Below are 20,790 nucleotides of genomic sequence, written 5' to 3' on the forward strand. Positions count from 1 at the left end.
AGAAACGATGGCTGTTTTTTTTGGGTACACCTTTGCCATTTTAGGCACACAAAGCACATTGGGCGGCAGTGCCGTTGACTATCGGTTCGCCCCCTCTGGCACGTGGCGCTACAGCGGTGACAGCACCTACTTTGTGGTCGAGGAAAACGACGGCGCCACAAACTTTAATGGCGACGGCACAAACAACGAACAGGTCAATGCCCAAGAGCAAATCGGGGGCGTCGGAGAGCAAACGACAAACATCGGTGGCACAGACACCCAACTGATCTGGGACTACACCTTTTCCGTCTCGGACGGGCTTGGCAATACGTGGACTGTTGCGGTCATTGACGTCGATTTGGACAACAGCGACACCATCACCGCTGGCGCGGAAAACGGCTATTTCCTTGTTTTTCCCGATGGCATGCCCCCTGCTGACACAGACCTGACTGTGGGCGGCATCACCGACAACGGAGATTTTGTGGCCCATACCGCCCTTGGCGGCGAAGTGGTTTGTTTCGCAGCAGGCACGATGATCGAGACCCAAACAGGCCCTCGTGCAATCGAAACATTGTCACCCGGCGATTTGGTTTTGACGCGGGACGCAGGATACCAACCCTTGATTTGGTCAGGCTGCACTCCAGCCCCTGCCATTGCAGAAACGGCCCCTATCGTGATCCGCGCCGGTGCGTTTGGCAACACCCAAGATCTGGTTGTGTCGCCGCAACATGCTATTTTGTTGGATGATTGGCGCGCTGATTTGCTGTTTGGTCAGGATGAGGTTTTGGTGCGTGCTGTAGATCTGTTGGGCTGCGATGGTGTGTTTCGCCGTGTAGGCGGTGTGGTGGACTATTGGCACATCTTGTTTGACGCCCATCAAATTGTGCAAAGCGCAGGACTTTGGAGCGAAAGCCTGTACCCCGGTGAAATCACGCTGCAAACTGTTCATCCCCAGGCACGTCGCGAAATTGGGGCTTTGGTGCCTGATATTACGGCTTTCGGTCCAAAGGCTGCGCCGTGTTTGCGCAAGTTTGAAGCCTCTGTTTTGGCCGCTTGAGGTTGCGACACTGGGGGCGCTGCCCCCGGCTGGACGGCTCCCCCGGTTTTTTAGGATAAAGACATTGGTCTTTTAAAGTTTAAGCCCGTGACGGCCTGCAAGGTCCGTAAAAAATTGCCAAGCGACGCGCCCTGATCTGGACCCACGTGTCGCCTGCCATTCAATCGCTTCAGCCCGCAACGTATCTGAGTTGGTCTTAAGCCCGTAAGATGCGCAGTACCCCTCAATCATTGACAGGTATTGATCCTGATCGCAGGCATGGAACCCCAGCCAAAGTCCGAACCGGTCGGACAATGATACCTTTTCTTCCACCGCCTCCGCAGGGTTGATCGCAGAACCGCGTTCATTTTCGATCATGTCACGCGGCATCAAATGACGACGGTTTGACGTCGCATAAAGCACCACGTTGTCTGGCCGCCCTTCAATCCCACCGTCCAACACGGCCTTTAGCGATTTATAGTGGGCATCGTCGTGCCCAAAGCTCAGGTCATCGCAATACAAGACAAATCGCCCGGACGCGGTGCGCAACAGATTAAGCAAACGTCCAACCGAAGGCAGGTCTTCGCGTTGCAGTTCCACAATTTTCAGGTCGGGATGACGGGATGCGACGTCTGCATGCACAGCCTTGACCAGACTGGACTTTCCCATGCCTCGCGCCCCCCAAAGAAGGGCATTGTTGGCGGGCAATCCTTTGGCGAACTGCGTCGTATTTGCCAAAAGCGTGTCCCGGGACCGGTCGATGCCCACCAGCAACTCCAACGACACGCGCGACACCTGTGTGACCGGCTCAAGCCGGTCCGGTCCTGTGTGCCAAACAAAAGCGGAGGCGGCAAAATCAGGCGCGGGCGACGGCGCGGGCGCCATACGTTCCAGCGCCTGCGCGATCCGTTCCATGGGGTCCTTGGTCATTTCTTTGGACCGTCTTCGTCCAGACTATCATCCAGATCATTGTCGAATTCATCGACCATTTCATCGCTCAGATCATCGTCAAGATCATCCCCGAAGTCATCTTCGTCGTCGTAGTAGCCATCAGCACGCAGCTTTGCCTCGCGCGTTTTTTCGACACGCGCTACCAAAAAGATGGAAATCTCGTAAAGCCCGTAGACCACGACAAACAAAATCCCTTGGGTGATCACATCCGGTGGTGTCACCAAAGCCGCCAACACCAAAATGCCAACAACCGCATATTTACGCACATTGCCCAAGCCCTCTGCACTGACCAGACCGGCTTTACCCATCAGGGTCAAAAGGACAGGCAGCTGAAAACACAGCCCAAAAGCCATGATAAATTTCAGTGTAATATCAAGGCTTTCATTAACTTTGCCAAAGAATGTGATGCGTACGCTGTCATCTGCCACGGCAGCGTCCAAACCACCGGTGGCCACATTCACGTCGGCGGGAACGTCACCGCCCACGGCCCCCCCCAGAATTGCGGCAAAGATCGAAGATACATCCGCAAAACCTAAAAAGAAGGCCATCGCCAGCGGCGTCACCACGAAATGCGCAAAGGATGCGCCAAGCAAAAACATCAAAGGGGACGCGACCAGAAACGGCAAAAACGCGTTCTTTTCCTGTTTGTAAAGCCCCGGTGCCACAAACCGCCATAGCTGGTAGCCGATTACGGGAAAGGACAGTGCAAATCCGAAAACCATGGATATTCGAAACAGCGTAAACAGGTATTCTTGCGGCGATGTATATTGCAGCGTGGGCGCCGCGTCGCCCAATTCGATCAATGTGTTTTTGATCGGCACAAGCAGGAATTGCAAAATCGGTTCAGCCACAACAAAGGCCAGAATGATGCCCACCAGAAACGCAAGCACAGCGCGGATCAACCGCGTGCGCAATTCGGTCAGGTGTTCAATCAGCGGCGCTGTGCTGTCGTCCATATTGTCAGATTGGCTCATGTATCACTCTTGGGGGTGTCGGCCTTCAGTGCGGCCTCGTAAGCGTCGGCTTTTTCCAAAGCGTCCTGAGCTTCGCGGGCTTTGCGCTCGGCCGCGGCACGCGCAGAGGATGCTTGCATCTTCTTGGCTGTTTCTTTTGCCTTTTCGATCCGCTCTGCCTTCTGCGCCGCCAGCTTGCCGGTTTCGCTGTTGGCATCAACGTCGGTCAAGGAACTGGTGACATCACGGGCGGCATCCTTGACGCCATCCATGGCCGACCCGATGGGGTTGGTTGCGGTCTTGAGGGTCTTGGAAATGTCGCCCATGCCGGTGTCATCAGCCGCTTTGTTCATGGCATAGGAAAATTCGCGCGCCATGCCTTTGGCTTTGCCGACATACCGGCCCACATTGCGAAACAGCACAGGCAAGTCCTTGGGGCCAACCACAATCAGCGCCACAACCCCAATCACCAACAGCTCTGTTCCGCCCAGATCAAACATGACTTACGCCTTGTTTTTTTCTGCAGCTTCCGGGGTCACGTCTTTGATTTCGTCGGCAGTGGCGGTTTCTTCTTCCAACTCTTTCTGGCCTTCGTTGATGCCCTTTTTAAAGGATGTAATGCCTTTGCCAACTTCCCCCATCAGGTTGGAAATCTTGCCACGTCCAAACAGGACCAAAACAACGATAGCGATAAGCAGGATGCCTGGAAGGCCGATATTGTTCAACATTTTGTAATTCTCCCAATGAACGCACATCAGGTGCGTTCGTGATTTTTCAAAAGACGTAATCGCAGTGTAACGGTCATGGAAAGCGCCAAAGCGCCAGAATGCAATTCTGTTGGAGAAATTTCACGCCATTCCATTGGACATTTTCAGCAACTGACAGTTTAATGGCAGTTGTATATCATCAAACAGAGCTTCAATGGCCCACACACGGTATCACAAACCAACACCCGCGCCATTTTGCTTAGGTTTCTTCTTGCCGAAAATATCCCGGGGGTCGCCTGGAACAGGCGTAGGGGGCAGAGCCCCCTGTCCAAGATCAAACATCACGCGACCGTTTTGGAAAAACGCAACACAAAGGCATTCCCATGCGCCGCTCTGACCGCCTTTTCGATGCCATGCAAATCTTGCGCGATGGGAACCTGCACCGCGCGAAAGACATAGCGCAAAAATTGGATGTGTCTTTACGCACAATTTACCGCGATATGGACACGCTGGTGGCGTCTGGCGTGCCAATCGAAGGGACGCGTGGCGTGGGGTATAAAATCAGCCCTGCCGTCACCCTGCCCCCGCTCACCCTGACCCCGTCAGAGCTGGAAGCCCTGAACCTGGGCATAGCAATTGTGGCCGAGGCTGCGGATCCTGATCTTAAGGCTGCTGCGGAAACGCTGGCCGAAAAAGTTGACGCGATGCTGCCAGAACGGGGTATTGCGGACGCGGACAGTTGGAAATTCGCAAGCTACCCTTTTGCCGACGCCGTACGCGGATTTTCCCACATGGCAACACTGCGCACGGCAATCAAAGCCCGTCAAAAGCTGCGCATCACCTACCATTCAAAAGGCGACCGCATCACAACACGGAAAATCCGCCCGCTGCACTTGGAATATTGGGGACGGATCTGGAGCCTGACCGCGTGGTGCGAAACCCGCGATGCCTTCCGCGTGTTCCGCGTCGATCTGATCCAATCGGCAGATGCTTTGCCAGAATTGTTTGTGGACGAACCTGGCAAACGCTTGGAAGACCACGTGACTTGAAAAATTGCAGAGCAGCAAAAGACCTATCTCGCCGTGTTACTTTTTCAACCGCCATCCCGTTTGCGGGGGTAAGAATGCCTCGACGGCCGCTTGGGCAATCACAATTGTGTCTGCCCCTTCATCAGACACCACATTCATACCACCAAATACAGCACGCACTTCAGCACGACCGCGTGGCAGCTTCGCAGTCAACACGTCCATATCCAGCTTGTCAGGTTCCTGTACCCCAACTGTCACCTGCACACGCATTGCATCATGGGACAACTCAAGCGCCCCAAACAAAGGCAACGACGAATGGCGAAACGCATCTTCGATCGCACGGCCCGCCGCTTTGGTGTAATCCTGACCATGCAAATCATTGCCCATGCCCATTTCGATAATCACCCTCTGCTCAATTTGATCAGTCATCGGCTTTCTCCATGTCAAAGGCCACAGACAGGGCGACATTGGCCATTATGGTGGGGTTTCCGTCCCCGTCAGGGCGCGGTACATCAAGGCCGCCTTTGTGGACCTTGAAGGTGGTTGAACCGTAGGGAAACACCTCTGCGACGGCTTCAATATCCACTAAATCAGGTTTTTGCACGCTAATTTCAACGGTGATCCGCATGGCGGATTTATCAAAGCCAAACAGCTCTGCCAAATTGATCGAATTGTGCCACAGCGCGTCTTGCACAGCGCGTTTGGCCGCTTGGGTGTAATCGCCACGGCGCAGGGACGTGCCCATGCCAAACTCAGTCAAAAGTCGCATCATGCGCCCCCCTCAGATGGAAAAACAAAACACCGGTCACGCCGGATCGTCAGCCACATCGCCTTGCCCTTGGCGGGCAAAAACACAGCCGGCACTGTGGCTTTCATGATAGAACCATCGTGATCCAGACGGAATTCCACCAGACTTTCGTTGCCCATGAAACGCGCACGTTCCACCACCGCGCGTGCGGGTGTTCCGTCTACAGGCGTGGGCACAGGGCCTTGGCCCGCCCGGTCAAAATCAATACGCAGATGCTGGGGACGAAAGACAATGTCCACGGCCGTACCATCCGGCACACCGGGGGCCAGAAAGCGACCAAAGGGCGTCATCGCCAAGGCCCCCTCTACCGTTGCTGTCAGCATGTTCGCATCCGAGAAAAACGCAACAGAGGCACGGTCAATCGGTCGCGTATAGACATTGTAGGGCGCACCCTGCTGCACGATCTTGCCGTCGCGCATCAGCGCAATCTCATCGGCCATACGCATGGCTTCGTCCGGCTCGTGGGTGACCAGCAGAACGGCTGTGTCTTCTTCTTTCAAAATCGCCAGCGTCTCATCGCGAATGCCATCACGCAGGCGATTATCAAGGCCCGAAAACGGCTCATCCATCAGCATGATACGCGGTTTGGGGGCCAAGGCACGGGCCAAGGCCACACGCTGCTGTTCCCCCCCCGACAGCTGATGCGGATACCCGTCGATGAAACGCAAAAGATCAACACGCACCAACAATTCCTCGACGCGGGCGCGTTTGTCGGCCTTGGACCCCTTCAGACCGTATGCCACGTTGTCGGCCACGCTGAGATGCGGGAACAGGGCAAAATCCTGAAACATCAACCCGATCTCGCGCCGCTCGGGTGGCACCCGAAACACCGTGTCGCAAATCAGCTTGCCATCTACGAAAATTTGTCCGCTGTCTTGCATTTCCACGCCGGCAATCATGCGCAACGTCGTGGATTTGCCGCAGCCGGACGGGCCCAACAGGCACGTCACCTGCCCCGGCATAACGCGCAGCGACACGTCATCCACCACTGCGCGGCCTTCAAAGCTGCGATGTAGATTGCGGATTTCAAGACGGGGGGGCGTCACATCGGCCAAGGGCGCTTCGTTCACTGGCTTTTCCAACATTGGCAAATTCCGATTAAAACCATCGGATAAGCAGCTATCAGCCCTTGCGTGCCCCTGCAAGCACCGCAACAAAACCCACCACCAAAACCAGCACACAAATCACCAACAGCTGTTCGTATTTGTGCCCCTCTGGCAAAACCGCCGCAAAGCTTGGCCAGCTGCGCCCAAAATAGGCCAAGGCGCCAAAAATAGCCGCGCCAAAAGCCACAAGATAGGACCAAAGCGCAATTTTGCGCCCCATCACCAGCCCAACAACCAGCACAGGCGTCAAGAACATCGACGCCGTTCCCGACACAGCAACCGCGTCAAACAGCGTCTTGTTGCCCCACAGCGTCAAAGCCGCCCCAAGCGCCATAAAAACGACCATGACAACGCGGCCCCCCAATAGGCTACGTGGCGCCAGCTTCAGTTCTTCCACCACCAGCCGCGCCGAAGAGGCCAACGCCGAATCCAATGTGCTAAGTGCCGAAACAATCAGCGACACCATCAAAAGCGCAAAAACCCAAGGCGGAAACATCTGCGCCCACGTGCCAATCAGCTCATTTTGGTATTCGGCCCCCACGAGGCTCGCTTGAATACCAAAAGCGCCAAACGCCAGAATGCACAAGGTCGACAGCCAAAAGGCGTGCACAAAGGACCGTTTGGTTGTGTCGCGGTCCGCGATAAACCCGCGGTCCATCATCACCGGATCATGTGCCGGGTAGGAAAAGACCTGCAACCCCGCAACCACCAGCAAAATCCAACCGTTATAAGGCCCCGACGCGCCGGGCGCCGTCACAACCGCCACGGCGTCAAAGCCGGGGCTTAGGATCAGGCTGAGAAACGCAGCCCCGAAGGCCACCAAAAACAGCAGCATTTGGACAACGTCAGTGCGCAACGCCGCACTAAGCCCGCCCCAAGCCGAATACCCCAAGCCCAAAATTGCCACGACAACGACTGCCAATGTCCCGGACCCACCCAAAACAGCCGACGCAATCAGCCCCACGATCAACAGATTGGCAAAGACCTCTGACAACAAGCGCAAGCCGATGACCGCATTGTAGCACGTCGTGCCCAAAGCGCCAAAGCGGGCCTGCAACCAGTCTTGCACCGACACTGCGCCGCCTTCACGCAGTCGCGCCACGATAAAACCACCGGTCAGAAACGATCCATAGTAGGCCGCATAGGCCAAGGTGCCTGCACTGCCGTAGTAATATCCCAGAATGGCCGCGTTCATCAGGCTGCGTGCAAAAATCCATGTTGTGACTTGGCTTAGAACCAGAACCCACAACGCCGGCGCTTGGCCATTCGCGCCGCGACCAGAGAAAAACCCGTCCACAGATGCACGTCGGGGCGCAGCCAAAACACTGGCCACAACGAGGGCCGCAAAGACGGCGATAAGGATGGTGGTTTGCATAAAGACCCCGAAATTTTGTTTTTGCGCTGCTAGCAGGTGCGCCAGACTTGAACCAGCACATCCGCCCCTTTGCACTTAAATGTGATGCGCTAGGTTTGGGTCAGATCGAAATCTAGTGTTGCGTGATCGCGCCCGTTCACCTGCACTATGATTTGATGCGCACCGGGATGCAGCGTAAACGTGCTTGCACCCCCCTTTAGTTTATGGGCTTTTTTGACCACGCAAGGCTTTCCCCCACGGACTTCGGTTTGTTTCAGCTTGAATACTTTTTCGCTGGTTTTGCCACCCGGACGCGCAAAGCGGATACGGTAGTCGATCAACACAGGCACAGTTTGTGACGCTTCAATCTCAACCTGAAAAGTAACGGCCTGCCCCATCGCCACATGGGCGTCTTGCAACGTGGCCCGCACCGCAATCGGCGCATCGGCGTGGTAGCCAAGCCGGCCCATAGCGCCTTCGTGCCCCTGTTTGACTAAAGTGCGCAGCGCATGTTTTGTCATCCAGCCCAGTTCTTTGGGGTCTTGCTGCCCGCCAGCCTGCCACGCGCCAAGCCATTGCAAAACTGTGTCCGGTTCGGATTTGCTCAGATCGTTGAGATGATTGGCCACCGACCGCGTGACATAGCGTGTCGTGTCCCCCTGCAGCGCTTCCAAAAGAGGTTGGCGGGCCTCGGTGCTCATGGTGATGGCCTTGGCCCATGGCAATTTCGGGCGTGTGCCTTCGCTGACCAAACGCCGCACATGATAGTTGTCGTGCTGCGCCCAGTCGATCAGGCGGGCTTGCGTTTTTTCAGGCCAGAGATTGATGAAGTCACGAATGTAAAATTCCATCGAAAACCGCTGGGTGGCAGCCAGTAGCAAATCCAATGCACGGTCCGGATCGTCTTGCAAACCGTGGCGCACAGCCAGAATTCCGGGTACGGCATGGATGAAATGTCCAAAATCGTCGTCGGTCAGGTCGGGGTCCAAAGGCGCTGGCATCGCGGCTTCCAGTTGATCCGCCATGACGGCGAACTCCGGCGATAATTGTGCCTGTGCACAATCGGCAAGCCAATCCATGCGCGCCATAAGCGCACGGCTTTCGAACCCGGCCAGAGCATCACGCGCAAAACGCGCGGCGTCAAAGCCGGGCACGCCTGCGGCAAATTCTGCCGCCAGCTGGCCTACGCTGTCCGCATTGAACAGCGCATCCGCCATGCTTTCCCCCTGAGCTACCATTGCGATGCTACCATTGCAGTGCTCTCCTTAAATGGTGGCGTTGGTGCCGCCACCGTCCAGCAGGATGTTCTGTCCTACGATAAAGCCTGCATGTTTGCTGCACAGAAACGCGCAGGCCGCACCGAACTCTTCGCGTGTGCCATAGCGGCCCGCTGGAATGGTTGCACAGCGTTCGGCTTTGGCCTCTTCCATGGTGATGCCTTTGGCTTTTGTAACGCCTGTATCCAACGACACCGCGCGGTCAGTCGCGTGGATGCCCGGCAGCAGGTTGTTGATGGTCACACCTGATCCCGCGACTTGGCGCGATGTCCCCGCAACATAGCCGGTAAGCCCTGTGCGTGCGGCATTGGAAAGTCCCAGAACCGCGATAGGGGCTTTGACGGATTGCGATGTGATATTGACCACGCGGCCCCATCCGCGATCCATCATGGCCGGCACAAGACCTTTGATCAAAGCGATGGGCGTCAACATGTTGGCATCAAGCGCTGCAATGAAATCATCGCGGTCCCAATCCGACCACATGCCGGGGGGCGGACCACCTGCATTGTTGACCAGAATGTCCACGCCTTGCGCGGCCTCTAACACTGCCGCCTGCCCTGCGGCCGTGGTCACATCTGCAGCCACAGTCACCACATCAACCCCGAAACGGGTGCGAATGTCGGCGGCAGAGGCTTCAAGCGCCTCGGCCCCGCGCGCGTTCATCACCAAATCAACACCAGCCTCGGCCAAGGCTTCGGCACATCCAAGCCCCAAACCTTTGGACGACGCACATACCAATGCCCGTTTGCCTTTGATCCCTAAATCCATTTCGCAGTCTCCTTGATGGATGCAACCCAATTTGGGGTGCTATTTGCCAAACCCTACCGTTGCCCTTGCCCCAACGCCAGAGCGCGAAAATGCAATCTCCTGCAAAATAACGGAAGTTTGACGTGTCTGTGCCATATTTCTAAACTACGAAGGGCTAGAGACACAGTCCGTCCCACCACAAGGCTTTTGAGTTTCATGTCGCACAGCACACACAACCGCACCGGACCCGCCCAAAGCGTGCCTGTTTTCAGGGCGCAGGCATTGTCTGTGGTCGACGGCGCAAATATGGGGGATGCTGTGTCTTTCGCAGCAGAACTGATGTTGGACGATACCTATGAACTGTCTGGTGCAACGGCTCCTGTCCGGTTGTCCCTTCAGGCGGGAACAGGTGCGCAATTTACTGTGTCCCAAGACAGCGAAACCGGCACGCACGGATCTGCCGTTCACTTGGACAGCGCCCTGACCTTTATGTCGCCAGACGGGCAAACCACAGATGTTTTGGTGTTGGTCGAAGTCGATGGCGCAGGTGATATCAACGATATCTATATTCTGCCCCTCGCGATGCTTTCGCCCAAAACCACCTATTCACTTGTTGGCATAGACACCAAAAACGCCGCACAGAAATTTGCCCATGTTGCCTGTGTCAGCTTCACCCGCGGAACCCATATTACCATGGCGTCGGGCGAACAGAGACTGATCGAAGACCTGAAACTGGGCGATAAGGTCCTGACCCGCGATGATGGGCCGCAAGCGGTGCGTTGGATCGGGCAAAGCACTGTGCGCGCCGTCGGGGAATTCGCCCCCATTTGTATTCGCGCAGGCACGTTGAACAACGACAACCACTTGATTGTAAGCCCGGACCATCGCTTGTTTATTTACCAACGTTCCGATGAACTTGGCGCTGGACGATCAGAGCTTTTGGTAAAAGCCCGCCACCTTGTAAACGGTGACAGCGTAACCGTGCAGGACGGCGGGTTTGTGGATTATTTCCAACTGCTGTTCGACAGCCACCAGATCATCTACGCTGAAGGGATCGCGGCTGAATCCATGCTGATCGACACACGCACAAAACCCGTGCTTCCGACAGAATTGTCAGAGGCCATGGGCGATGTCATCCCGGGCCACTCTGACCTGCCCCATGCAGGCTTGGACGTTCAAGAAGGATTGTTGAACCGGCCTGACATCGCCGAAGTGCTGCGCAAAGCATCGTCGAGGTAACCTGCAGTCCAGACAAACGCCTGCCAATTGCCGAAAATTGCGCAGGCAATGGCAGGTTTTTCGTTTTAAAATAGTTTACAAAGCCACGGCTCAACACCCCATATCGTTGGTCTGCCAAGCCTCTTGCGTCAGACAATAGCATCGCCAACGGGTAGCACCCCCTGCCAGATCAATATCCGCCTCATGGGTGAAAACCGCCCCAAGGCGCATGGTTGCGGTCTGAGATCGCAAGTTGTCTGGTGCAATATGAAACCAGGCCTCAGAGCAATAGGTGAACAAATGGCCAAGCGTCAGTCGCTTGACGATCCGGTTGGTGTTACCCCCCCAGTGCGCACGTTCCAAAAAGGTAAAGCCAATCGACAATCGCGACGGCGCGTTGGTGTCGGTGTAAAAGACTGTGCAGCCGATGATGCGATCCGTTTTGTCCCGGATGGCAAGCGCCGCATTGGATGCCAGAAGCATATCAAAGTACGGTTCGAATACAGCTGGTTCGTGCCTGTTGCGCACAGGATGCCCCGCCCAGATCAGCGGATCACTGGCCGCCTGTGTCAGGCCTTGGCGATCCCTTTCTAACAAGGGACTTAACGTAAGCCCGCCTTCCGTCAGGATAGGGTTCGGATCGAAATCTTGCGGGAACATAAATGCCATTTTTCGATGTCTCATTTTCAACAGCGTTTGTGTGGTGTTCAACCTGCCCTGCAAAACAAATGGTTACAAGCCTGAGAAGATGGGCTGTGTTGGCCTGTCGTATTTGCCTTTCATAAAGGCCCGTCAGCCACAGTCTTTCATGGCCACCGCTTGAATTTTGATCTTGGCGCCAAACGGAAGCTTTGCCGCCTCATAGATTGTCCGTGCTGGAAAGCGGGAGAACTGCGCACGACATACGTCGTTCACCTCTGCCAGATCACGCTCGATGTCAGAGAATGCGATGTCGATATACACTATGTCGTCGCGATCAAAACCCGCAGCCTGCGCGATCTTAAACACCAATTCAAACGCGCGTTCCGCTTCTGTGCGTGCGCTGCCCGCGCGGTATCCATCGTCGTAAACCGACAACTGGCCGGATATGTGGCAGGTGCCGCCAACAACAACGGCGTTTGATATCGGCGAAGGGGATGCGGGAACACCCGAAACGTCTGTTATGTGAAGGGGGGGCATGCGCTGGACCTTGTGTAAATGTAAGCTAAGAATGCCAAATTAGATGATCGTGGCGATGTCAGATATGGGGCATCGCCTTCACAATCGGACAAACCGGCATCATCCGCACTTCGCTGCCGTCTTGCGCCCTTCGCAACCCCAATCTATAGCAGTTCTTATGTTGGACACTCCCAAAAACCGCCCCGTCTTGCCGCCAGAAATTGCGCGGCGTCGCACCTTTGCGATCATCTCTCACCCCGATGCGGGCAAGACCACGTTAACGGAAAAATTCCTGCTGTTTGGCGGCGCCATTCAAATGGCGGGACAGGTGCGGGCCAAAGGTGAGGCGCGCCGCACGCGATCCGACTTTATGGCAATGGAAAAAGATCGTGGTATTTCGGTTTCAGCATCCGCAATGTCATTTGATTTCACCAACAAAGACGGGGAGTTCCGATTTAATCTGGTCGACACGCCTGGCCACTCCGACTTTTCCGAAGACACGTACCGAACGTTGACGGCTGTGGATGCCGCCGTGATGGTCATCGATGGCGCAAAAGGTGTGGAAAGCCAGACCCAGAAACTGTTCGAAGTCTGCCGCATGCGCGATCTGCCCATTTTGACATTCTGTAACAAAATGGACCGTGAAAGCCGCGACACCTTTGAAATTATTGACGAAATACAAGAAAATCTGGCCATCGACGTCACACCTGCGTCATGGCCAATCGGGGTCGGGCGCGACTTTATCGGATGTTACGATATTTTGCGCGACCGCTTGGAAATTATGGACCGTGCGGACCGCAACAAAGTATCTGAATCCATAGAAATCAACGGTCTTGATGATCCCAAGCTGGCCGAACACGTGCCCGCCGCACAGCTGGAACAATTGCGCGAAGAACTGGAGATGGCCCGTGAACTGCTGCCTCCGATGGACGCTGCGGCCATGGCTGAAGGATCGTTAACACCTATTTGGTTTGGCTCTGCGATTAACTCCTTCGGTGTGAAGGAATTGATGGAAGGCATCGCCAAATTTGGTCCAGAACCGCAAATTCAGTCTGCTCAACCACGGGAAATTCTGCCGGAAGAAACAAAGGTTTCTGGTTTCGTGTTCAAAGTGCAGGCCAACATGGACCCAAAGCACCGCGACCGCGTCGCATTTGTGCGCCTTGCATCAGGACACTTCCACCGGGGCATGAAATTAACCCACGTGCGCACCAAAAAGCCGATGGCTATAAGCAGCCCGGTGCTATTTTTGGCCTCGGACCGTGAGCTGGCGGAAGAAGCATGGGCAGGCGACATCATCGGCATTCCCAACCATGGGCAATTGCGCATCGGCGACACGTTGACCGAAGGCGAAGCCATTCGCGTGACGGGCATCCCGTCTTTCGCCCCCGAATTGTTGCAAGGGGTGCGGGCGGGCGATCCGTTGAAATCCAAACACCTTGAAAAAGCATTGATGCAATTCGCGGAAGAAGGTGCGGCCAAAGTCTTTAAACCTTCGATCGGTTCCGGATTTGTCGTGGGCGTCGTGGGGCAGTTGCAATTTGAAGTGCTCGCCAGCCGGATTGAGCTGGAATACGGGCTTCCTGTGCGCTTCGAGCAATCCCAGTTCACTTCAGCGCGTTGGGTTAATGGCGAAAAGCAAGCCATTGATAAGTTTACGGAAAGCAACAAGCAGCACATTGCGCATGACCACGATGGCGACATTGTTTACTTGACGCGCTTGCAGTGGGACATTGACCGCGTTGATCGCGATTACCCCGACATCCGACTGACGGCGACCAAGGAAATGATGGTATAGTGCCCCCCCACGATCCAGATGACGACATCTATGCAGGCGGTTTCAGACGCTTGATGCGCTTCCTGGAAAAACGCCAAATCCCCTTTGAGGACGCAGCCGCAAGACTGCCCCCGTCCGACGTTGACCTTGAGGCACTTAACAAAGCGATCGTGCCAGTGCCCACACAAGACCTTGAGGAAACACCGCGTTTTTCCGCAGACCGCAAGTGGCTGGAATTACAGATAGAATTTCAAGGTAAAAGCCAATTAGAGCTTTTGCATGGCTTTCTAATTGCCGTGTCGCGCCGAACTGATCCACCTGCCGCAGCGATGCCCCTTTTCCACCGGATTTGGGAGGAACAGGGCCATGTGCTTGCAGCGGAACTGTCAGTGCGCTGGCTGATCTCAACAGCCACAACCTTTGCCGATTGCGGGCAAACGCCGGAGCAAAGGGCATGTGGTATGGGGCTGTCCACACTGTTTGATCTGGTGAAACTGCATGACAGTGAACGGCGCGCATCCGGTGACGCCGGTGACACACGCCGCCGTGTTCTGCGTCCCAAAAAGCGCCCCCCATTGGCGTTTGACATGGCCCCCTACAGCCTGCGTGGCGGTGATTTGGACAAAGTCATGTTGGCGCGACTTTGGGCGCTAGGTGAACAAGACAAAACCATCCGCCCGCTCGCCTTTCGAATGTTGCGGATGGTCATGTCGGACACGCGTAGCATTTTCGCACGGATGCAGGATTTCAAATCCGAGAAAATGCAGTAAACTCGCGCCAAACGGGTAGCAGGACACATTCTATGGACGATGTAAAATGGGGATTGGTCACGACTTTCCTTGGCCCGTCTTCTGACATCCTGAAATTCGCCGCCTACCATTTGGACAAGGGCGCCCACAGACTTTTCATCTTTTTGGATGATCCAGACAGCGATGCCTACGTCCCTCTTAAAGCCCATTCAAAAATCAGAGTATTCGCCTGCGACACGGCGCATTGGAAAAAGCTGGGTGGAAAGCGTCCCGTCAAACATCAGGTACGCCAATCACGCAACGCGACATACGCCTATAGGCGCAAACAGGACGTCGCCTGGTTGGGCCATATCGACGTCGACGAATTCTTGGTGACCGATGCCCCTGTGGGACGGCATCTGGGCAAGCTGGCGGAGGATGCAATCTGCGCGCGAATGCGCCCCATGGAACAACTGGCAGGTGACGGCACCGCCTTCAAAGCCTTTTTGCCAAGTGGCCCTGCGCGCAAAGCGCTTGTGTCACAGCTTTACCCAACTTACGGCAGTTACTTGCGGGCCGGGTTCCTTAGTCATGTTGCTGGCAAAATTTTTGTCCGCACTGGTCTGCAAGATATGCACTTGCGCATCCATAATGCGTTTCAAGGCGACGATATGAACCCCGGCGAAGTTGAACTGCCGGGCATAGATCTTGCGCATTGCCATGCAAAAACATGGGATGACTGGATGGCAAGTTACCAGTTTCGACTGGAACAAGGGTCATACAGATCCGAAATCCCCAGCGTTCACAGCACCGAAAAAGGCGGGCTGACGATTCACGAGATGTTCTGCGCGATCGAAGCCCACGATGGTGCGGCCGGATTACGTGCCTTTTACGACGAAGTCGCAGGCGACAGCCCCGAATTGCGGGCACGGCTGGAAGATCACGGAGCGTTGCGGCTGATCAATCTGGATTTGGATGCAACAGTCGCGCGTCATTTTCCGCAAATCACGTGATTGTTTGACCCTGCCGCAGGGTTTTGTTAAGTCCCGTCCATGTCGCGGCCATAGGGCTGCCTCTTGGGCCATGCGGGCCGACATTTATTGCTGCCGCGGGCCAAATTGTAGTCCGCAAACCACGGACGTACATGACAAAATTTTCTGATCTGAACCTGAACCCTAAGGTTCTCAAAGCCATTGACGAAGCAGGCTATGAAAGCCCGACCCCCATTCAAGCCGGGGCGATCCCACCGGCCCTGGAAGGGCGCGACGTTCTGGGCATTGCCCAAACCGGCACAGGCAAAACCGCCAGCTTTACACTGCCTTTGATAACCATGCTTGCACGTGGCCGTGCGCGTGCGCGTATGCCGCGATCTTTGGTGCTGTGTCCAACGCGTGAATTGGCAGCACAGGTTGCCGAAAACTTCGACACTTATGCCAAACATGTGAAACTGACCAAAGCGCTTCTGATCGGTGGCGTGTCGTTCAAGGAACAGGACACGCTGATCGACAAAGGCGTCGACGTTTTGATTGCCACTCCGGGCCGTCTTTTGGACCATTTTGAGCGCGGCAAACTGATTTTGAACGACGTGAAAGTCATGGTTGTCGATGAAGCCGACCGGATGCTTGATATGGGGTTCATCCCTGACATCGAACGTATCTTCGGACTGACACCTTTCACCCGCCAAACTCTGTTTTTCTCGGCCACGATGGCACCTGAAATCGAACGGATCACCAACACGTTCCTGTCCAACCCCGAACGCGTCGAAGTGGCCCGTCAAGCGACGGCCTCAGAGAACATTGAGCAGGCCGTGGTCATGTTCAAAGGGTCACGCAAAGACCGTGAAGCAACAGAAAAGCGCAAAGCGTTGCGGATGCTGATTGACGCCGAAGGCGGCAAATGCACCAACGCCATTATCTTTTGCAACCGCAAAACAGATGTGGATATTGTCGCTAAGTCATTGAAAAAATACGGCTATGATGCAGCGCCTATTCATGGGGATCTCGATCAATCACAGCGCACCAAGACACTCGAAGGGTTCCGCAACGGCGAATTGCGCTTCTTATGTGCCTCTGATGTTGCCGCCCGCGGACTAGATGTGCCAAGCGTCAGCCATGTGTTCAACTTCGACGTACCCGGTCACGCAGAAGACTACGTACACCGCATCGGACGGACGGGTCGTGCAGGGCGCGATGGCAAGGCCATCATGATCTGCGTCCCCCGTGATGAAAAGAACTTCGAAGACATCGAACGCCTGATCCAAAAAGAAATCCCGCGCTTGGAAAACCCGCTGTCCAAAGGCAAAACGCCCGTGGAAACCGACGCTGCGGCGGATGACAAACCGACACCATCTGAAAAGCCGAAACGCACACGCAGCAGATCGAAAAAATCGGACACAGCAAAATCTGAAGCTGCGCAGGAAACGCCGAAGGAAACGGCCGTTGTGGATACACCTGTGCCAGCCAAATCGGAACAGACGCCTCCGGCTGAAACGGATCAGAAACAATCCCGATCACGGGGTGGTCGCAGTCGTTCCAATTCGGGTGATCACGACAAAAACAACAACCGCCACAACAACAACCATAATAAGGTTGTCGGCTTGGGCGATCACACACCGACGTTTATTCAACAAAGCTTTGCAGAGCGTTACGAAAGCCAATAGCGCTTTTGACCGTGAAATTGAAAAAGGGGCGCAGCCATCGCTGCGCCCCTTTTTTGTTTAGATAAAGCGTGTTGCACATCAATGCAGACGCGACACCACCACTGTGACTTCTGGTTTTTTGCCAATCTCGCCCTGCGCAGAGTTGCGCACAACGCGACGAAGCGCTTCGCCAAGTTTGTCATCGTCACGCAAGGTTTTGGCGTCCGCACGCCCCAAAAACTGCCCCAGATCATGTTCCAAAACATCTACCAATGCACTGTTTGAGCTGCCTGTTTCAGGCAATCCCATCAGTTCGCACCATGGATCCCCCAGCGGCTCATCTTCGTCATCGATGATCAACGTCACAACCACATGACCGTTCAGCGCCATCCGGATCCGGTCACGTACAACCCCGTCCAAAGCCCCGATCTGAACCGAACCATCCAGATATGTCCGGCCCGTTTCGATGTATTCCGCGACCGTGGGCGCATTGCCCGACAGGTCGATCATCATGCCATTGACAGCCAAAACACCTGCCATGCCTTTGGCCTTGGCAATCTTCACATGTTCGCGCAAATGCCGGTGTTCACCGTGCATTGGAACCAGAATTTGCGGTTTCACAATGTCATGCAACGCTTCCAGATCGGGGCGGTTGGCATGGCCTGACACGTGGTACAAACCAGAGCTGTCGTCGACCACATCCACACCCATCTCGGAAAACGCGTTGATGATGCGGATCACGCCGCGTTCGTTGCCCGGAATAGTTTTGGATGAAAACAGGAACATGTCGCCTTCTTTCATCGACAATCCCATGTATTTCCCACGGGCCAATTGCGCAGAGGCCGCGCGGCGTTCGCCTTGCGATCCCGTGACCAAAAGCATCAGGTTTTCGCGTGGAATGTTCTTGGCGTCTTCTGTAGATACGACAGCCGGGAAGTCTTTCAATACACCCGTCTCGATAGATGCCTCGATCATGCGCCGCATAGAACGGCCAAGCAACACGATGGAACGCCCTGCCCGTTCAGCGGCATCCGCCAATGTTTTCACACGCGCGACGTTGGACGCAAATGTTGTGGCAACAACCATTCCAGGTGCTGAGTTGACCAGTTTTTCGATCTCGGGACCCACTGTGATTTCCGAGCGCCCTGCGACAGGCGAAAACACATTGGTGCTGTCGCAAACCAGCGCTTTGACGCCCCCCTTGCAGACCTCGGCCCACAGATCAGGATCAAAGGCTTCGCCCACAACAGGGGTTTTATCCAGCTTGAAGTCCCCGCTGTGGATCACGCGGCCCGACGGGCTGTCGATGACCAATGCACCACTTTCCGGGATGGAATGCGAGATTGGCAAGAACCCGACTTTGAAAGGGCCGAAGTCGCGTTGCTCTGGCCAAGCGCCCATAACTGTCACCGCATCATCGGGGTGGCCGTGTTCGGACATTTTGCGTCTTGCGATATTCGCGGTAAAGGCACGGGCATAAATCGGGGCGCCCAAGCTTTTGTAGGTATGTGCGACCGCGCCCACGTGGTCTTCATGGGCGTGTGTCACAAAGATAGCTTCAATCCGGTCGCGCCGTTCTTCCAGCCACGTCACATCGGGCAGGATCAGATCCACCCCCGGTGTGCCGTCCATATCCGGGAAGGTCACGCCCAGATCCACAACGATCAGGCGTTCCTGATCGGGTTTCCCGTAGCCATAAACATAGGCATTCATGCCAATTTCGCCCGCCCCGCCAAGGGGCAGATAAATCAATCGTTCACTGCTCATAAGTCAGTTATTTTCCTTGTTGTATCGATGGATCACGGTCAGCCCGTGCATCGTCAAATCATCTTGAAAGTCATCAAAAAGCGCTTGGGATTGCTGGAACAATGGTGCCAGCCCGCCGGTCGAGATCACTTTCATATCCCGGTCGCGCTCCGCCTTTATGCGCGCACATATCTCTTTAACGAGGCCCACGTAACCCCAAAAGACACCAGACTGCATACAGGCCACAGTATTGGTGCCCACAACAGCCTGTGGTTTGGAAATATCTACGTGGGGCAAAGCCGCAGCAGCCTGATGAAGCGCCTCAAGGCTTAGGTTCACACCTGGTGCGATGACGCCACCCACGTAAGCACCGTCTTCAGCAACAACATCAAAGGTCGTGGCGGTGCCAAAATCGACCATAATCAGGTCCCCGCCGTATAGGTCGAACCCGGCGACCGTGTTTACTAGCCTGTCCGGACCTACGGCTGTACCAGCATCCACGCGCACGTCCACAGGCAGCAGGCAGTCTGGCTTGCCCACAACAATGGGACGCGTGTTGAAATACCTGTCTGCCAGAACGCGCAGATTGAAGACCACGCGCGGCACCGTCGAAGATACAATGACGTCAGTGATTTCGACGTCAATGTTCTGGAACTTCATTAACGTGCTAAGCCAGACATAGTATTGATCCGCCGTGCGCTGCCATTCAGTGGCCGTGCGCCATGTGCCGATAAACGCCTCGCCGTCCCAGATGGAAAACACCGTATTGGTGTTGCCACAATCAATCGCCAAAAGCATAAGGTTTCTCCCTTAAAAATAGACGTCCGCCGCAGGCACGCTGATCCGGCCTTTGGCTGTCTCCAGAACAAGTTGGCCATCAGCATCCACCTCGCGAAAGATACCGTGCCATTCTTCGCGTGCAGTACGGGCGCGGATCATTTCATTAAGACGGGCAGCTTTTTGCATCCATGCCGTACGGATGGGGGCGAAACCAAAATCCCGAAATTGGGCTTCATAGTTTGCATAAGCCACAGCCAGCGCATCAAGAAAAGCTTCAGGGGTTACATTGATCCCCAAGGTGGTCCGCAACGCGACAGGCGGCACGGCGCCTGCTTCCACGTCCTGAACACTGGGGGCCGCGGCAAGGTTCACACCGATGCCGATCGCCAAATGCGACAGTACATGCCCTTGCCCTGCGCTTTCCAGCAGAATGCCTGCGACCTTACCGCCGCGCAGCAACACGTCGTTGGGCCATTTCAGCGCAAACGCTGAACTTTGTCCGCTGACCGCGACAAACGCATCATACAACGCCAAAGAGGCCACAAAGGAACGCAATGCTGCGTGTTGCGCAGGTTCAGCAACCGGCAGCACCAATGTCGCTGAAAAATTGCCCGTGGGCGCGGACCACGCCCGCCCCCGTCGGCCCCGCGCAGCTGTTTGCGTGTGCGCAAGAATCCATTCGGGGCCCGCAATTTCAGGTGCAATACGCGCGGCTTCAGACAAAGTGGAATCCACGGATGCCAGAATGCGCCGTCCATATCCGTCCGGCCATCCGCTCATGGTTTTACCTCGTTTGATA

At 55.4% G+C, this 20,790-nt stretch carries 22 protein-coding genes; 7 read left to right on the forward strand and 15 right to left on the reverse strand.

The genetic code is table 11. The annotated features are described in order from the left end of the window. Positions 1 to 7 precede the first annotated feature (7 nt). A complete protein-coding gene (locus tag ASD8599_RS11965; RefSeq protein WP_108828748.1) occupies positions 8 to 1,036 on the forward strand; it encodes a Hint domain-containing protein in 1,029 nt (342 codons plus the stop codon). 72 nt (positions 1,037 to 1,108) lie between these two features. Here the strand turns inward: ASD8599_RS11965 and ASD8599_RS11970 are convergent, their stop codons facing one another. Genes ASD8599_RS11970 through ASD8599_RS11985 form a run of 4 tightly spaced genes read right to left on the reverse strand, consistent with a single transcriptional unit; the run spans position 1,109 to position 3,647 of the window. Beyond that, the gene (locus ASD8599_RS11970; RefSeq protein WP_108828749.1) at positions 1,109 to 1,945 is read right to left on the reverse strand and encodes an ATP-binding protein; all 837 of its coding nucleotides are present in this window, start codon (positions 1,943 to 1,945) and stop codon (positions 1,109 to 1,111) included. After that, positions 1,942 to 2,940 carry a twin-arginine translocase subunit TatC gene (gene tatC, locus ASD8599_RS11975; RefSeq protein ID WP_108828750.1) on the reverse strand — a complete coding sequence of 333 codons (999 nt, stop codon included), beginning with the start codon at positions 2,938 to 2,940 and terminating at the stop codon, positions 1,942 to 1,944. Before tatC ends, ASD8599_RS11970 begins: the two co-directional genes overlap by 4 nt. Further along, on the reverse strand, positions 2,937 to 3,419 hold the full coding sequence (gene tatB, locus ASD8599_RS11980) for a Sec-independent protein translocase protein TatB (RefSeq protein ID WP_108828751.1): 483 nt from the start codon (positions 3,417 to 3,419) through the stop codon (positions 2,937 to 2,939). Before tatB ends, tatC begins: the two co-directional genes overlap by 4 nt. A 3-nt stretch (positions 3,420 to 3,422) precedes the next feature. Then, positions 3,423 to 3,647, reverse strand: coding sequence for a twin-arginine translocase TatA/TatE family subunit (locus tag ASD8599_RS11985; RefSeq protein ID WP_108828752.1), 225 nt, complete (start codon positions 3,645 to 3,647; stop codon positions 3,423 to 3,425). 362 nt (positions 3,648 to 4,009) lie between these two features. Here ASD8599_RS11985 and ASD8599_RS11990 point away from each other — a divergent pair, with 362 nt between their 5' ends. Continuing rightward, on the forward strand, positions 4,010 to 4,675 hold the full coding sequence (locus tag ASD8599_RS11990; protein WP_108828753.1) for a helix-turn-helix transcriptional regulator: 666 nt from the start codon (positions 4,010 to 4,012) through the stop codon (positions 4,673 to 4,675). Positions 4,676 to 4,711: 36 nt separating this feature from the next. On the opposite strand, the gene ASD8599_RS11995 is transcribed toward ASD8599_RS11990, so the two are convergent. The 6 genes from ASD8599_RS11995 to ASD8599_RS12020 form a co-directional block, all read right to left on the reverse strand. After that, positions 4,712 to 5,083 (reverse strand): Lin0512 family protein, encoded by a 372-nt coding sequence (locus ASD8599_RS11995; protein ID WP_108828754.1) that lies wholly within the window; start codon positions 5,081 to 5,083, stop codon positions 4,712 to 4,714. Next, the gene (locus ASD8599_RS12000; RefSeq protein ID WP_108828755.1) at positions 5,076 to 5,426 is read right to left on the reverse strand and encodes a Lin0512 family protein; all 351 of its coding nucleotides are present in this window, start codon (positions 5,424 to 5,426) and stop codon (positions 5,076 to 5,078) included. The genes ASD8599_RS11995 and ASD8599_RS12000 overlap by 8 nt, the downstream gene beginning before the upstream one ends. Further along, a complete protein-coding gene (locus ASD8599_RS12005; protein ID WP_108828756.1) occupies positions 5,423 to 6,547 on the reverse strand; it encodes an ABC transporter ATP-binding protein in 1,125 nt (374 codons plus the stop codon). Before ASD8599_RS12005 ends, ASD8599_RS12000 begins: the two co-directional genes overlap by 4 nt. Before the next feature lie 37 nt (positions 6,548 to 6,584). Beyond that, complete coding sequence (locus tag ASD8599_RS12010; protein WP_108828757.1) at positions 6,585 to 7,943, reverse strand: SLC5/6 family protein; 1,359 nt, start codon at positions 7,941 to 7,943, stop codon at positions 6,585 to 6,587. A gap of 89 nt (positions 7,944 to 8,032) precedes the next feature. After that, complete coding sequence (locus ASD8599_RS12015) at positions 8,033 to 9,139, reverse strand: hypothetical protein (protein ID WP_245926022.1); 1,107 nt, start codon at positions 9,137 to 9,139, stop codon at positions 8,033 to 8,035. A 48-nt stretch (positions 9,140 to 9,187) separates the two neighbouring features. Then, complete coding sequence (locus ASD8599_RS12020; protein WP_108828759.1) at positions 9,188 to 9,967, reverse strand: SDR family oxidoreductase; 780 nt, start codon at positions 9,965 to 9,967, stop codon at positions 9,188 to 9,190. Between the two features lie 195 nt (positions 9,968 to 10,162). Between ASD8599_RS12020 and ASD8599_RS12025 the strand changes: the two genes are divergently transcribed. Then, complete coding sequence (locus ASD8599_RS12025; RefSeq protein WP_108828760.1) at positions 10,163 to 11,185, forward strand: Hint domain-containing protein; 1,023 nt, start codon at positions 10,163 to 10,165, stop codon at positions 11,183 to 11,185. Between the two features lie 90 nt (positions 11,186 to 11,275). Here ASD8599_RS12025 and ASD8599_RS12030 read toward each other — a convergent pair whose 3' ends face one another. Both ASD8599_RS12030 and ASD8599_RS12035 read right to left on the reverse strand, forming a co-directional pair. Next, positions 11,276 to 11,833 carry a GNAT family N-acetyltransferase gene (locus ASD8599_RS12030; protein ID WP_181364476.1) on the reverse strand — a complete coding sequence of 186 codons (558 nt, stop codon included), beginning with the start codon at positions 11,831 to 11,833 and terminating at the stop codon, positions 11,276 to 11,278. 123 nt (positions 11,834 to 11,956) lie between these two features. Next, positions 11,957 to 12,343 (reverse strand): RidA family protein, encoded by a 387-nt coding sequence (locus tag ASD8599_RS12035; protein ID WP_108828762.1) that lies wholly within the window; start codon positions 12,341 to 12,343, stop codon positions 11,957 to 11,959. A 157-nt stretch (positions 12,344 to 12,500) separates the two neighbouring features. Between ASD8599_RS12035 and ASD8599_RS12040 the strand changes: the two genes are divergently transcribed. The 4 genes from ASD8599_RS12040 to ASD8599_RS12055 all read left to right on the forward strand — a co-directional run bounded on the left by ASD8599_RS12040 (position 12,501) and on the right by ASD8599_RS12055 (position 17,486). Next, positions 12,501 to 14,120, forward strand: coding sequence for a peptide chain release factor 3 (locus ASD8599_RS12040; protein ID WP_108830154.1), 1,620 nt, complete (start codon positions 12,501 to 12,503; stop codon positions 14,118 to 14,120). Then, positions 14,120 to 14,869, forward strand: a complete 750-nt coding sequence (locus ASD8599_RS12045; protein WP_245926023.1) for a hypothetical protein — start codon at positions 14,120 to 14,122, stop codon at positions 14,867 to 14,869. Before ASD8599_RS12040 ends, ASD8599_RS12045 begins: the two co-directional genes overlap by 1 nt. 32 nt (positions 14,870 to 14,901) lie before the next feature. Further along, a complete protein-coding gene (locus tag ASD8599_RS12050) occupies positions 14,902 to 15,840 on the forward strand; it encodes a glycosyltransferase family 2 protein (RefSeq protein ID WP_108828763.1) in 939 nt (312 codons plus the stop codon). A gap of 131 nt (positions 15,841 to 15,971) precedes the next feature. Next, positions 15,972 to 17,486 (forward strand): DEAD/DEAH box helicase, encoded by a 1,515-nt coding sequence (locus tag ASD8599_RS12055; RefSeq protein ID WP_108828764.1) that lies wholly within the window; start codon positions 15,972 to 15,974, stop codon positions 17,484 to 17,486. 78 nt (positions 17,487 to 17,564) lie between these two features. On the opposite strand, the gene ASD8599_RS12060 is transcribed toward ASD8599_RS12055, so the two are convergent. Genes ASD8599_RS12060 through ASD8599_RS12070 form a run of 3 tightly spaced genes read right to left on the reverse strand, consistent with a single transcriptional unit; the run spans position 17,565 to position 20,771 of the window. After that, positions 17,565 to 19,232 carry a ribonuclease J gene (locus ASD8599_RS12060; RefSeq protein WP_108828765.1) on the reverse strand — a complete coding sequence of 556 codons (1,668 nt, stop codon included), beginning with the start codon at positions 19,230 to 19,232 and terminating at the stop codon, positions 17,565 to 17,567. Positions 19,233 to 19,235: 3 nt separating this feature from the next. Continuing rightward, complete coding sequence (locus tag ASD8599_RS12065; RefSeq protein WP_108828766.1) at positions 19,236 to 20,009, reverse strand: type III pantothenate kinase; 774 nt, start codon at positions 20,007 to 20,009, stop codon at positions 19,236 to 19,238. A gap of 12 nt (positions 20,010 to 20,021) precedes the next feature. After that, positions 20,022 to 20,771, reverse strand: a complete 750-nt coding sequence (locus tag ASD8599_RS12070; RefSeq protein WP_108828767.1) for a biotin--[acetyl-CoA-carboxylase] ligase — start codon at positions 20,769 to 20,771, stop codon at positions 20,022 to 20,024. Between the last annotated feature and the right edge of the window lie 19 nt (positions 20,772 to 20,790).

Origin of the sequence: Ascidiaceihabitans donghaensis (assembly GCF_900302465.1) — a bacterium.
In the GTDB taxonomy this organism is placed as follows: Bacteria; Pseudomonadota; Alphaproteobacteria; order Rhodobacterales; family Rhodobacteraceae; genus Ascidiaceihabitans; species Ascidiaceihabitans donghaensis.